At 74.3% G+C, this 13,415-nt stretch carries 10 protein-coding genes; 4 read left to right on the forward strand and 6 right to left on the reverse strand.

All coding sequences use genetic code 11. From position 1 onward, the window contains the following. Positions 1-3 precede the first annotated feature (3 nt). From BM342_RS03460 to BM342_RS03485, 6 genes are all read right to left on the reverse strand, one after another. Positions 4-990: a DUF1684 domain-containing protein gene (locus BM342_RS03460; RefSeq protein ID WP_092964098.1), complete on the reverse strand. Its 987-nt coding sequence runs from the start codon at positions 988-990 to the stop codon at positions 4-6. Positions 991-1,287: 297 nt separating this feature from the next. Next, on the reverse strand, positions 1,288-2,733 hold the full coding sequence (locus BM342_RS03465; protein WP_177232045.1) for an MFS transporter: 1,446 nt from the start codon (positions 2,731-2,733) through the stop codon (positions 1,288-1,290). 23 nt (positions 2,734-2,756) lie between these two features. After that, positions 2,757-4,178: a M20 family metallopeptidase gene (locus tag BM342_RS03470; RefSeq protein WP_255368481.1), complete on the reverse strand. Its 1,422-nt coding sequence runs from the start codon at positions 4,176-4,178 to the stop codon at positions 2,757-2,759. After that, positions 4,175-5,665: an LLM class flavin-dependent oxidoreductase gene (locus tag BM342_RS03475; protein WP_092964100.1), complete on the reverse strand. Its 1,491-nt coding sequence runs from the start codon at positions 5,663-5,665 to the stop codon at positions 4,175-4,177. Before BM342_RS03475 ends, BM342_RS03470 begins: the two co-directional genes overlap by 4 nt. Further along, complete coding sequence (locus BM342_RS03480; protein ID WP_092964101.1) at positions 5,655-7,094, reverse strand: NtaA/DmoA family FMN-dependent monooxygenase; 1,440 nt, start codon at positions 7,092-7,094, stop codon at positions 5,655-5,657. Before BM342_RS03480 ends, BM342_RS03475 begins: the two co-directional genes overlap by 11 nt. Next, a complete protein-coding gene (locus tag BM342_RS03485; protein ID WP_092964102.1) occupies positions 7,094-8,314 on the reverse strand; it encodes an LLM class flavin-dependent oxidoreductase in 1,221 nt (406 codons plus the stop codon). Before BM342_RS03485 ends, BM342_RS03480 begins: the two co-directional genes overlap by 1 nt. Positions 8,315-8,540: 226 nt before the next feature. Here BM342_RS03485 and BM342_RS03490 point away from each other — a divergent pair, with 226 nt between their 5' ends. From BM342_RS03490 to BM342_RS03505, 4 genes are read left to right on the forward strand one after another with little or no spacing between them, the layout of a single operon-like run. Then, positions 8,541-9,647 carry an LLM class flavin-dependent oxidoreductase gene (locus BM342_RS03490; protein ID WP_092964103.1) on the forward strand — a complete coding sequence of 369 codons (1,107 nt, stop codon included), beginning with the start codon at positions 8,541-8,543 and terminating at the stop codon, positions 9,645-9,647. Next, positions 9,647-10,702 (forward strand): ABC transporter permease, encoded by a 1,056-nt coding sequence (locus tag BM342_RS03495; protein WP_092964104.1) that lies wholly within the window; start codon positions 9,647-9,649, stop codon positions 10,700-10,702. The genes BM342_RS03490 and BM342_RS03495 overlap by 1 nt, the downstream gene beginning before the upstream one ends. Further along, positions 10,699-11,646 (forward strand): ABC transporter permease, encoded by a 948-nt coding sequence (locus tag BM342_RS03500; RefSeq protein ID WP_092964105.1) that lies wholly within the window; start codon positions 10,699-10,701, stop codon positions 11,644-11,646. The genes BM342_RS03495 and BM342_RS03500 overlap by 4 nt, the downstream gene beginning before the upstream one ends. Next, positions 11,643-13,364, forward strand: coding sequence for a dipeptide ABC transporter ATP-binding protein (locus BM342_RS03505; RefSeq protein WP_092964106.1), 1,722 nt, complete (start codon positions 11,643-11,645; stop codon positions 13,362-13,364). Before BM342_RS03500 ends, BM342_RS03505 begins: the two co-directional genes overlap by 4 nt. Positions 13,365-13,415: the final 51 nt, after the last annotated feature.

Genomic DNA, 13,415 nt, shown 5'->3' on the forward strand with positions numbered 1-13,415 from the left:
GGCTCAGGCCTCCGAGCTCGTCGCCGCCGGGCTCGTCGCCGTTGCGCTTGTCGCCGTTGCGCTTGCTGCCTCGACCCGCGCGAGCGGCGTCTTCTCGCCGGCCTCGATGCCGACCGGCAGCTGGTTGCCGGCGGGCGGCAGGGGGCACGTCGCGTAGTCGGTGTAGGCGCACGGCAGGTTGACCGCGCGGTTGAAGTCGAGGAGCACCGAGCCGTCTTCGGCGGGCGCGTCGATGGCGAGGCTGCGGTTGGCGGTGTACGTGGTGAGCCCGCTCGTGGCATCCGTGAACAGCACGAAGAGGCTGCCAGGCGCGTGGCCGTTGAACGCGATGAGGCGGAACGTCTCGCCGCGGAGCTCGAACTCGACCTCGCCCGGCGCCTCGTAGACGTGCTGCAGACCTTCGACGGCGGCGTCGACCGTGACCTCGCGTGGCGCGTCGAACGGCACGAAGCGGCCGTAGGCGAGCCAGCGCGGGTTCGGCAGGTACGTGGGCGTGCCTGCGTAGGCGGCGAGGAACGGGAACGCCGGGTCGCGAGGGCGCACGATGTCGTTGCCGCCGCGGCGCGCGAGCTCGATCGCGAGGTCGCCCGAGCGGAGCGTGAGCCCGCCGCGCTCGGGGATCGGGCCGAACTCGTGGCGGCCCTCGAGCGCGACGCCGTCGAGCTCGAGCACCTCGCCCTCGTCGAGCACGACGACCGGGCCAGCGTCGCTCGTCGACCAGAGGCCCGGCGTGCCGTCGAGGCGCTGCGGCTCGGCTCCGAGCCAGTGCAGGCCGGTCACCGCGAGGAACCCGTGTCCGCTCGCACGCAACGCCTCGTGGGCGCGGTGCCACTCCTCCCACTCGCGGGCGAAGGCGGCGCGGTCGATCGAGGCGGTCTGCGCTGCGGCGGGTGCGACAACGGGGGTGACGGATGCCTCGGGGGCGACGGATGCCGCGTCTGCGGCAGGTGCCTCGGCGGCGGGGTTCGTGGTGGTCAGCGTGTCGGTCATGTGGAGATGCTAGGCAGGTCGCAAGGGTGTTCCGGAGGTCGTGACGGCAGGTTTCGCGCGGGCGTCACGGGGCGTAACCGCATGGCCTCCGCGGCGGCGTTGCGGCCGGCTGGGCGCCCCGTCGAACCGTTGGTCCGTCGAGCCGTTGATCCGTTGATCCGTCGATCCGTTGATCCGTGGAACCGTTGATCCGTCGATCTTCGCCCGACCGGATGCCTCGACGGGCGAAGATCGACGGATCAACGATCCGGTGCTGCGCGGAAGCGTGCGGAAGCAGTAACGGGCGAGCCCCACGCGTCAATGCACGCGCACGGGGGCGCGGTCGAACGCCGAGATCGCGACCGCCGCGGCCGAGAGCGCGGCGAAGACCGCGGCGGCGGTCGCGAAGCCCGCTGCCGGCGTCGGAGCTGCGAGGAACAGCCCGATGCCGACCGCGAGGCACACGGCGCCCGCGAGTCGTTGGGTGAGCGCGAGCACCCCTGCACCGACGCCGGCCGCGTGCGCCGGCGCGTGGTCGAGCGTCAGGGTCTGGTTCGACGGGATCGCGAGCCCGTACAGCACGCCGTGCACCGTGCCGACGCCGACGAGGGCGATGAGTACGAGCACCTCCGAGCCCGTTGACACCAGCGCCGCCTCGACGGCGACGGCCATGGCTCCGGCCGCGAGCACGAACGTGATGCCGCGGCGCCCGAACCTGGTGGCGACGCGCCAGCTCTGCATGCTGCCGAGGGCCATGCCGAGCGCGCGCGGCGCGAGCAGGAGCGCCGCCGTGAGGGCCGGCAGCCCGAGGCCGTCGATGAGGTAGAGCGTCGAGACGATGCCGAGGCCGAGGCCCGCCCCGAAGATGAGCGTCGCGACCCCGGTGCCGAGCATGAAGCCTCGGGAGCGCACGAGCGCCGGGTCGAGCACCGGTGACCCGCCGCGGCGCGTGACGCGCCGCTCCCAACCCGTGAACGCGAGGCCGGCGATCGCAGCGACGACGAGCCAGAGCGGGCCGCCGGGCACCCCGGCGGTGACGGGCATCATCAGCGCGAGGATCGCGGCCATGAGCAGGGCGAGGCCGACGAGGTCGAGCCCGCCGCGACTATCGCGCCCACCGCGCGTCGCCGCCGTTCCCCTCGACGCGGATGCCGCCGCCGCGGCAGCCGCCGCAGCCGCCCGCGACCGCCCCGACGGCAGCACCGCGAGGCCGACGACGAACAGCGCCAGCGCGACGGGCACCGAGAGCAGCACGACGAACCGCCAGCCGAGCCCGGGTGCGGCCGTCGCGAGGATCCACCCGGCGGCGGGCGGCGACACGAGGCCCGCGATCGAGCCCGCGACCGTGTAGGCGCCGAGCGCCTTCGCCCGCGCGGGGCCCGTGAACAGGTCCTGGAAGTACCCGAGCACCTGCGGGTTCACGAGCCCGGCGCCGAGGCCCTGCACGAGCCGGGCCACGACGGCCGTGTTCGCGTCACCGGCCCCCGCGGCGATGACCCCGCCGACCGCGAAGAGCAGCAGTCCGACGAGGTACGGCACCCGGCGCCCGAACACGTCGCCGAGCCGCCCGCCGGGCAGCAGCGCGGCGCCGAATGCGAGCGAGTACCCGGCGACCAGCCACTGCACCTGCCCGGCGTCGGCGCCGAGGTCGTCGCGCAGGCCGGGCACGGCGAACGAGAAGGCGGCCTGGTCGATGATCGTGACGAAGCCCGTCGAGACGCCGAGCGCGAGCACGCGCCCGGAGGTGCGATCCCGAGGTTTCACGGGGGTCGCGGATGTCGCGGGCCTCACTCCGAGGCACCCGCCCCGAACGTCCGCTCGACGTCTACCGGGCCGCCGGCCGCCGCGAAGTCCGCGCGGACGTCGGCCAGCAGGTCGGCGTCGGCCAGCACGTCGGCGGCCGTCGCCGCGAGGCCGTACGCGGCATCCGTCACCGCCTCGATCGACGCGGGGGAGCCCGCGTACTCGGCGAACTCGCGCGTGTGCAGCGCGATTTCGGGCGGTGCGATCGCGATGACGGGATGGATGCCGGGCAGGCGCTGGCTGATGTTGCCGAAGTCGGTCGACGCGGCCTGCGCACCCGGCGCGTCGGCGGCGCGCAGCACGCGTCGGCCGCGCTCGGCCTGCGCGAGCGCCCAGCGAGCGGCGAGCGGCCCGTTGTGGCGGATCGGCAGGCTGAACGGCTGCGGATCCCACGTGACCTCGACGCCCGTGCCGGTCGCGAGCGCGATGCCGTTGGCGATGTCGTCGACGCGCGCCGAGAGCTCGCGCAGGGTCGAGATCTCGTGCGAGCGCACGTAGTACTCGAGCTCGGCGCGCTCGGGCACGACGTTGGGTCGGGCGCCGCCGTCGATGAACACGCCGTGGATGCGGTCGCCCGGCGGCAGGTGCTGCCGCAGCAGGCCGACCGCCTGGTAGTTGAGGGCGGCGGCGTCGAGCGCGTTGCGGCCCTGGAAGGGCGCGGCCGCGGCGTGCGCGGCGACCCCGTGGTAGACGATGCGCACGATGCGCCGGCCGATGAAGACGGGGTCGGCGAGGTCGGCGCCGAACGGATGCGCCATGACCGCGAGGTCGACCTCGTCGAACGCGCCGGTGCGGGCGAGCAGTTCCTTGCCGTTGCCGCCCTCCTCGGCGGGCGTGCCGATGAGCAGCACGCGGCCGGGCACGCTCGCCGGGTTCTGCCGCCTCGCCTCGGCGAGGGCCAGGAAGGCGCCGACGGATGCCGCGGCGATGAGGTTGTGCCCGCAAGCGTGGCCGACCCCGGGCAGGGCGTCGTACTCGGCGAGCAGCGCGACGGTCGGGCCGGGGCCGGGGCCGGGGCCGGGGCCGGGGCCGGGGCCGCTGACGCTGTCCGATGCCGCGGACAGCTCGGCGACGAACGCGGTCGGAAGCCCGAAGACCCCGAGCTCCGAACGGATGCCGCGGGCCTCGAGCGTCTCGACGATGGCCGCCGCGCTCTTCACCTCGGCGAACCCGGGCTCGGCGAGTGCGAACAGGTGCGCCGACAGGCCGCCGAGGGCGGGCGCCAGCTCGTCGACGGAGACCGCCAGGGCGGCGCGCAGCTCCGACGATGCGCCGACGTGCGGCGACGAGATGGGCGGAGCCGCCGCCGCGAGGCGTTCGGCCTCGCGGGCGACGGCGTCCAGGTGCAGGGTGCTCGGCGTCGTGGGCCGGGCACCGATCCGCAGGCCGTGCGCGGCGGACGTCACGCCCCGACCGCGGCGACTGCGAGCTCGGACGGCTCGCCGGCGGCATCCGCCTCGATCCGTCGATCCTCGCCCTTCCCTTCGGATCCAGGGGCGAGGTTCGACGGATCACGGGGTGCCGGGTGCGTCGACGCGGCGGAGTCCGCGGAGTTCGCGGAGTTCGTGGAGTTCGCGGAGTTCGCGACCTCGACGCCCCACGCCTCGGCGAGCAGGCGGTACGAGGCGACGCGCGCCTCGTGGTCGTGCGTGATCGTCGTCACGAGCAGCTCGTCGGCGCCCGTCGCGCGCTGAAGCGTCTCGAGCTGCGCGACGACGCTCGCGGGCGAGCCGACGAAGCGCGTGTCGAGGCGGTCCTGCACGGCTTCGAGCTCGATACTCGACAGCTCGGCGTCGGGCGTCGCGCGCTCGGGGCTCGGGTAGGGTACGGCGCCTTGACCCTCGCGGATCGAGAGCACCCACTCGGCATAGCCGGCGGCGAGGCGCTGCGCCTCGGCATCCGTCTCGGCCACGACGACGTCGACCGACACGATCGTGTGCGGACGCTCGAGTTCGGCCGAGGGGCGGAAGTGCGCCCGGTACTCGGCCACGGCCGCGAGCACGCCGCTCGGCGCGACGTGGTAGTTCGCGCCGAAGCGCAGGCCGAGGCGACCGGCGAGGCGCGCGCTCTCGCCCGCGCTCGAGCCGTGCACCCAGAGCTCGACCGGGTTGCCGGTCGCGGGCTGCGCCTGCACGATCACGCCGTCTGGGCGGGTGTCGTCGGCGTAGCGCACCGGGCCGGCGAAGAAGTCGCGCAGGGCGTCGACGTCGTCGGCGAACCGGGCCGCGTCGCCGACCGTGCGGCCGAGGAGTCTCGCCTGGAGCGCGAAGCGCGCCGAGTCGAAGCGGAACGGGCGCTGCGGGGGCACGACGAGTCCGTCGACCACCTCGTTGGGTGCGGGCAGGGCGGGCTCCGTCACGGCCTCGGGCGCGTCGGGCACCGCGGGAAGCGGTGGGGCGGCGGGAACCGCGGCGGGGACGGCGGGAGCCGCGGCATCCGGCGCACCCGCCTTCGCGGGCGGGAGGCCGCTGCGGCCCAGCCCGAGGTCGACCCGGCCCGGCCAGAGCGCAGCGACCGTGCCGAACGCCTCGGCGACCTGGAGCGGCTCGTAGTTGCCGAGGATCGTCGCCGCGGTGCCGACGCGGATGCGCTCGGTCGAGGCGGCCAGGATGCCGAGGAACGTGTGCGGCGCGGCACCCGCGACGCCCGGGTTCAGGTGGTGCTCGGCGAGCCAGTAGCGCGCGTAGCCGAAGGCCTCGGCCCGGCGGGCCAGGTCGATCGAGCGGTGCAGCGCCTCGCCGGCGTTCGAGCCCTCGGCGATCGGCACGAGGTCGAGGACGGCGAGCGGGACCCGGCGGGCGGAGGTGGTGGCGGGAGTGGCGGCGCTGGTCTCGATACGCTCCGCTACTCGACCGGCGGCACCCGCGGCGGCGTCACGCTGCTCAGCCGACACGACGCACCTCCTCGGCCTCGCGCACGGAGGCGACCCGCGCGCCCGGCTCGGGCAGCTCGAGGTTCTGCCGCAGCGTCGCGCCTGGCTTGTAGTCGGTGCGGTAGACGCCGCGCTCCTGGAGCTCGGGCACGACGCGGTCGACGAACGCGTCGAGGCCGTGCGGCGAGGTCGTGCCGACGATGACGAACCCGTCGGTCGCGCGCTCCTGCACGTAGCGGTCGAGCTCGGAGGCGACGTGCGACGGCGTGCCGATGAACGACTGGCGCCCGGCGACCTTGATCACGAGCTCGCGGATCGAGAGCCCCTCGGCCTCGGCCTGGGCGCGCCAGGCCTGGGCGATCTGCACGGCGTTCGGGAAGCGGGGTGCCCAGCCCTTCGTGATCGTGCCCGCGACGGTGTCGGCGGGGCCCTCGCCGGGATCGAACGCGGGCAGCGGGCCGTCGGCGTCGTACGAGGTGAGGTCGGTGCCCCAGAGCTGCTCGAGCACCGTGATCGCGTTGCGGGGCGTGACCTGTGCGAGCGAGGTCTCGCGGGCGACCTCCTCGGCCTCGGCCTGCGTGTCGCCGATCGCGAAGGTCACGGCGGGCAGGATCTTCAGCGAGTCCTCGGTGCGGCCCCAGCCCGCGAGGCGGCCCTTGACGTCGGCGTAGAACGCGCGCGCCTCGTCGAACGCGCTGTGCCGGGAGAAGATCACCTCGGCGTGCTCGGAGGCGAAGTCGCGGCCGTCGGCCGAGTCGCCGGCCTGCACGATCACGGGGTAGCGCTGCGGGCTGGCGGGCGTCGTGAACCGGCCGCGCACGTCGAACTGCGGGCCGCGGTGGGCGAAGGCGCCCGAGCCGACTCCCTCGTCCGAGGCATCCGACGCGAGGAAGCGGCCCGAGGCCCGGTCGGCGACGATCGCGTCGGCCGACCAGCTGTCCCAGAGTTCCTTTGCGAGGCTCACGAACTCGTTGGCGCGGTGGTAGCGGTCGCCGTGGTCGAGGAACCCGCCGCGGCGGAAGTTCGCCCCGTGGAACGCGTCCGAGCTCGTCACCACATTCCAGCCGGCGCGGCCGCCGGAGAGGTGGTCGAGCGTCGAGAGCTGACGGGCCAGCTCGTAGGGCTCGTTGAACGTCGCGTTCAGCGTGCCGACGAGGCCGATGTGCTCGGTGACCGCGGCGAGCGCGGTCAGCACGGCGAGCGTATTCGGGCGGCCCACGACGTCGAGCTCGTGCAGCTGCCCCTTGTGCTCGCGCAGGCGCAGGCCCTCGGCGAGGAACACGTAGTCGAAGCGGCCGCGCTCGGCGGTGCGGCCGAAGTGCTCGAACGCCGAGAAGTCGATCTGGCTGCGGTGCAGCGGGTCGGCCCAGAGCGTCGTGTTGTTCACGCCCGGGAAGTGGGCGGCCAGGTGCACCTGGCGCTTGGACGGTGCCGGCTTGCTCGCAGCCATCAGGCGGCCTCCTCGTTCGTTCGTGCGGCGCCGGTGGCCCGACGGGCCGCGGTGTACCGGTTCTCGGGCAGCTCGAAGCCGAGCCGTTCGCGCAGGGTCGTGCCCGCGGCATCCGCTCGCGGGAGTGCGGGCAGCACCCAGTCGGCGAGCTGCTCGAGGTCGCGCGGCAGGCGTGCGGGGCGGATGCGCACGCCGTCGTAGCCGAGCGCGGTCCACGCGTCGATGCGCTCGAGCAGCTGCTCGGGCGTGCCCGCGAAGATCAGGGCGTCGGATGTCAGGGGCGAGCCGTTCTGCTCGTCGAGCCGTTCGAGCGCGGCGCGTGCCGCAGCCGGCGTCGACTCGAGCACCACGATCACCTCGGCGAGCACCGACAGCGGTCGGCCGGTGCGCCCCGTGCGGGTCTCGGCGTCGCGCACCTCGGCGAGGATCGAGACGGACTGCGCGTCGTCGAGCGGCGTGATGAACACCAGGTCGGCGCTCGTCGCGGCGAGCTCGTAGGGGATGGTCTGGTGCGCGAGCACCGCGACGAGGGGCTGGCCCTGCGGCGAGCGCGGCACGATCGAGGCGCCGTGCACGTCGAACCACTCGCCCGAGAACTCGGCGCCGTGGATCTTCTCGCGGTCGATGAAGCGGCCGCTGGCGGCATCGCGGATGATCGCGTCCGCCTCCCAGCTGTCCCAAAGGCGGCGCACGACCTCGACGACGTCGCGGGCCTCGTCGAACCCGGGGCGGATCTGCTCGGAGTCGCCGGCCTGCAGCGCGGCGATGTCGACGGGCGGCAGCGTGCGACGGCCGAAGTGCGCCGCCTCGGTCGGCGAGCCGGAGAGCTGTGCGCGCCAGCCGGCGCGTCCGCGGCTCGCGATGTCGAGCGTCTGCAGTCCGGTCGCGACGTGGAACGGCTCGGTGTGCGTGGTCGTCACGGTGGGCACGAGGCCGATGCGGCTCGTGACGGGGGCGACGAACGAGGCGATGAGCAGGGCGTCGAGGCGGCCCCGCACCTGGTCGGTCCGCTCGTCGGGCGTCCAGAGCGTCGAGCTCTGCAGGCCGAGCGCGTCTTCGATGGTGACCAGGTCGACGTCGGCGCGTTCGGCGAACTGCGCCAGGTCGCGCCAGTACCGGGCGGTGAAGAGTTCGGCCGGTCGGGCCGACGGGTCGCGCCAGGCGGCGGGGTGCCATCCGGCCCCGTCGAGCGCGACGGCGATGGTGGGTCGTCGAGTCATGCCGTTCACCTTCCGCGCGTGCCCGTGGGCCTCGCAAGGCGGCCCGTCACGAGGTGAAGTCGAAGGTCATACGGCTTCATCGGATGCCGCCGGCCGAGGTCACACGCGGTCACACCGTGCGGCCGGCCGCCGTCACGAGCCGTCGCGCGAGGACACCCGGCGCCACCTTCGGTCACGGTTCGCGACACGGCTTGGCGAAGGCGGCGGCCGACGGTTCAGTGGCGGCATGAGCACCCTTTCGACCATCGCGTTCCTGACCCCGGGCAACTACGACGACGCCCGCCCCGAGCAGGGCCTCGAGGACACCCTCGCCCTGTTCGAGCACGGCGAGCGCCTCGGGTTCGACGGAGCGTGGGTGCGCCAGCGGCACCTCGAGCACGGGGTGTCGTCGGCGCCCGTGTTCCTCGCGGCGGCCTCGCAGCGCACGAGCCGCATCCGGCTCGGCATCGGGGTGATCCCGATCGGCTACGAGAGCCCGTTCCGCCTCGCCGAGGACCTCTCGACGGCCGACGTGCTCTCGGGCGGCCGCCTCGAGGTCGGGGTGAGCGCGGGGCGGCCGCCGCACGTCGAGCTCATCGGCGAGCGCGTGTTCGACGGCGACTGGAGCGGCCAGGACTTCTCGCACGCCCGCGTCGACCGGCTGCTCGAGAACCTGTCGGGCGGGTTCCTCGGCGACGCCGACACCGTGATCCACTCGCCGGGCAACGTGCAGCGGCCGCGCCTGCAGCCGTTCGCCGCGGGCCTGCGCGACCGCGTCTGGATCGGCGCCGGCTCCGCACGCTCGGCCGAGTGGGCCGCCGAGCGCGGGCTCGGGCTCCTGACCGGCAACATCGTCTCGGGCGGACCCGTCGCCGAGGGCGGACCCGCCGCGTTCGCCGCGACGCAGGCCGACGTGCTCGCCCGCTACCGCGACGCGTACCGGGGCGCCGGCGCACCGCGCGTCGCGCTCGGTCGGGTGATTGTGCCGACCGACGGCGCAGACCGGGCGACCAGGGCGAGATACGCCGAGTACCGCGCGAGCCGCGAGGAGCGCACGCGCATCGCCCACGGCGAGCGCCTCACGCAGTTCGCACCCGATCTGGTCGGCACGGCCGAGGAGATCCTCGAGCGGCTCGCCGCCGACCCCGTGGTCGCCGCGGCGACCGACCTGCGGCTCGAGCTGCCGTACGAGTTCTCGGTCGACGACTACCGGCAGATCCTCGACGACGTCGCCTCGCTCATCGCGCCCGAGCTCGGCTGGGCGCCGAAGACGGTTCCGGATGTCACGGCCGCCGCCGCGGCATCCGGAACCGATGGCGCCCTCATCGCCGGCGCGAGCACGGAGGCCGCCTGATGGCCAGGTACGTGCTGCTGCGCCTGCTGCAGGCCGTCGGCGTGCTGTGGGCCGCGTACACGGTGTCGTTCCTCGTGCTCTACGCGTTGCCCGGCGACCCCGTGACCCTGCTCGCCGGTGCGGACGCGAACGACATCACGCCGGCGCAGCTCGACGCCCTGCGCGCCGAGCTCGGCCTCGACCGCCCCCTCATCGTGCAGTACCTCGACCAGCTCGCCGCCGTGCTGCGCGGCGACCTCGGCACCTCGATCGTCACGGGCCGGCCGGTGACCGAGATCATCGGCGAGGCGCTGCCGCCGACCGTCGCGATCGCCGCGTTCGCGCTCGTGATCGCCGTCGTCGCGGGGGCGGGCATCGCCATCGCGGCGAACTACACGCGCCACCGCTGGCTGGCCGACGTGGTGCTCGGGCTGCCGCCGCTCGGCGTCGCCGTTCCCGCGTTCTGGTTCGGCCTCATGCTCATCCAGTGGTTCTCGTTCACGGTGCCGATCTTCCCGGCCGTGGGCGATCGCGGCTTCATCTCGCTCGTGCTGCCCGCGATCACGCTCGCGCTGCCGACCGGCGCGACGATCGCCCAGCTGCTCTCGAAGAGCCTCTCGAACACGCTGCGCGAGCCCTACGTCGACACGGCATGGGCGAAGGGCGCGAGCCGCGCTCGCGTGCACCTCGGCCACGCGCTGAAGAACGCCGCGCTGCCCGCGCTCACCGTCACGGGCCTCATCGTCGGACAGCTGCTCTCGGGCACGGTCGTGACCGAGACCGTCTTCTCGCGCCCGGGCATCGGACGCGTGACCGCGAGCGCCGTGCAGCAGCAGGACGTGCCCGTCGTGCAGGGCGTCGTGCTCGTCGCCGCGATCGCCTTCGTGCTCGCCAACCTCGCCGTCGACCTCGTCGCGCCGCTGCTCGACCCGCGCATCGTCACGGCGCGCGGGCCCGCCGGTCGACGAGGCCGTGCCGCAGCGGCGGTGCCGAGCGCACGACCCGCGCCCGCGGCATCCGGAGCCACCGCCTCGACCGCGACGTCGACCGTCTCACCCCAGGGGGAGCCCGCATGAGCGACACGACCGCCCTCGTGCCCGAACGGCACGAGCAGTCCGAGGACGTCTTCGCCGCCACGGCCGACGCGCGCTTCGCCGACGCGGTGCGCAGCCGTTCGGCCGACGCCGCCCTCCGCGCCGGTCGCGGCATCAGGCAGGTGCTCGGCCGGCCCGTGCTGCTGCTCGCGCTCGTGTGGCTGGTGCTCGTCGTCATCGCCGCGATCGCCCCGAACCTGCTCGCTCCCGGCGACCCGCTCGACGGCGTGCCCGCAGACCGGCTGCAGGGCCCCTCTGCGGAGCACTGGTTCGGCACCGACCAGCTCGGCCGCGACCTCTACACGCGCGTCGTGCACGGCACGGCCCTGACGCTCTCGGCCGCGGGCATCGCCGTCGCGGTCGGACTCGTCGTCGGAACCCTGCTCGGCCTGCTCGCCGGATTCGTCGGCCGGTTCGTCGACGAGGCCGTCATGCGACTGGCCGACGTGCTGCTCGCGATCCCCGCGCTGCTGCTCAGCCTCGCGATCATCACCGCGCTCGGCTTCGGCACGATCAACGTCGCCGTCGCGGTCGGCTTCGCGAGCATCGCGACCGTCTCGCGCATCTCGCGCTCGGAGGTGCTGCGCGTGCGCAGCTCGGTCTACGTCGACGCCGCCAGGGCCTCGGGCGACCGTTGGGGCCGCGTGCTCTTCCGCCACGTGCTGCCGAACTCGGCCGGGCCCGTGCTGGTGCTCGCCGTGCTCGAGTTCGCCGGCGCGATCCTCGCGGTCTCGGCCCTGAGCTTCCTCGGCTACGGGGCTCCGCCGCCCGCGCCCGAGTGGGGATCGCTCGTCTCGGGAGGCCGCGACTTCCTCCGCAACGCGTGGTGGCTCACGACCTTCCCGGGCCTCGTGATCGCCGCCACCGTGCTCGCCGCCAACCGGGTCTCGCGGGCCCTCGACTCCGAAGGGAGGCGCACGCGATGAGCGCCGCATCAGCCGTACCCGAGCACCCGCCCGCCACCCCGCGCACGCCCCTGCTCGAGATCTCGAACCTCGCCGTGAGCTACCGCACGGCGAGCGGCACGATCGAGGCCGTGCGCGACGCGAGCCTCACGGTCCACGCCGGCGAGACGGTCGCGATCGTCGGCGAGTCGGGTTCGGGCAAGTCGACGACCGCCCACGCCGTCGTGCAGCTGCTGCCCTCGTCCGCGTCGATCGCCCGCGGCAGCGTCCGCTTCGAGGGGCGCGACGTCACGAAGATCTCGCGCGTCGAGCTGCGCGGGCTGCGGGGCCGGGCCATCGGCTTCGTTCCGCAGGACCCGACCGTGAGCCTCAACCCCGTGCAGCGCATCGGACGCCAGGTCGCCGAGGTGCTCGAAATCCACGGGCTCGCCGATCGGCGCACGGCCGCGGCGCAAGCGATCGACGCGCTCGCCGAAGCCGGACTGCCCGACCCCGAGCGCCAGGCGCAGCAGTACCCGCACGAACTCTCGGGCGGCATGCGGCAGCGCGTGCTCATCGCGATCGCGCTGATCGCCCGCCCGGCCCTCGTGATCGCCGACGAGCCGACGAGTGCGCTCGACGTGACCGTGCAGCGGCAGATCCTCGACCGCATCGACCGGCTCAAGCACGACCTCGGCACGGCCGTGCTGCTCATCACGCACGACCTCGGAGTCGCAGCCGACCGCGCCGACCGCATCGTCGTCATGTCGCAGGGCGAGGTCGTCGAACAGGGCACGCCGGCCGAGGTGCTCGGCGCGCCCACGCATCCCTACACGCGGGCGCTCATCGCGGCTGCTCCGAGCCTCGACCTCGACGCTCCGTTCGCCGAGCAGGTTCGGGTCACGGATGCCGCGGGGCCGGCCGATGCCGCAGGCGCGACGGATGCGGCAGGGCAGGCGCTCGCCGCGGCATCCGCCCCGCTCGTGGTCGCCCACGACCTCGTCAAGGAGTTCCCGGTGCCCCGGGCCGCCGGCGGAGGCGTGCATCGCGCGGTCGACGGCGTGAGCTTCGCGATCCCGCGCGGGCGCACGCTCGCCCTCGTCGGCGAATCCGGATCGGGCAAGTCGACGACCGCGCGGCTCGTGCTGCGCCTGGCCGAGGCGACCTCGGGCAGCGTGGAGTTCGACGGCGTTGACCTCTCCGCGCTCGGATCGGGCGCGGTGCGGCGGTTCCGCCGGCGGGCCCAGCTCGTGCACCAGAACCCGTACGCGTCGCTCAACCCGCGCCTGCCGATCGGCCGCATCGTCTCCGACCCGCTCGAGGCCTTCGGCGTCGGTTCGCGCGCCGAGCGCCGCCGTCGGGTCGAGGAGCTGCTCGACGTCGTCGCCCTGCCCGCGGGCACGATCGACCGCAAGCCGGCCGAGCTCTCGGGCGGGCAGCGGCAGCGCGTCGCGATCGCCAGGGCCCTGGCGCTCGCGCCCGACCTCGTCGTGCTCGACGAGCCGGTCTCGGCACTCGACGTGTCGATCCAGGACCAGATCCTGACGCTCCTCACCGAGATCCAGGGCGAGTTCGGGGTGAGCTACCTGTTCATCTCGCACGACCTCGCCGTCGTTCGCCGCATCGCGCACGACGTGATCGTGCTGCGCGACGGACGCGTGGTCGAGGCGGGCGAGACCTCGCGGCTCTTCCGCGATCCACGCGAGGCGTACACGCAGGAACTCCTCGACGCGATCCCGGGGCGCGCCACTCGCGGCTGACGGCCGCCCGCGGCATCCGGAACCACAGACCACCCGAACCACCCAGACCAG

It is taken from the genome of Agromyces sp. CF514, from assembly GCF_900113185.1.
Lineage (GTDB): Bacteria > Actinomycetota > Actinomycetes > Actinomycetales > Microbacteriaceae > Agromyces.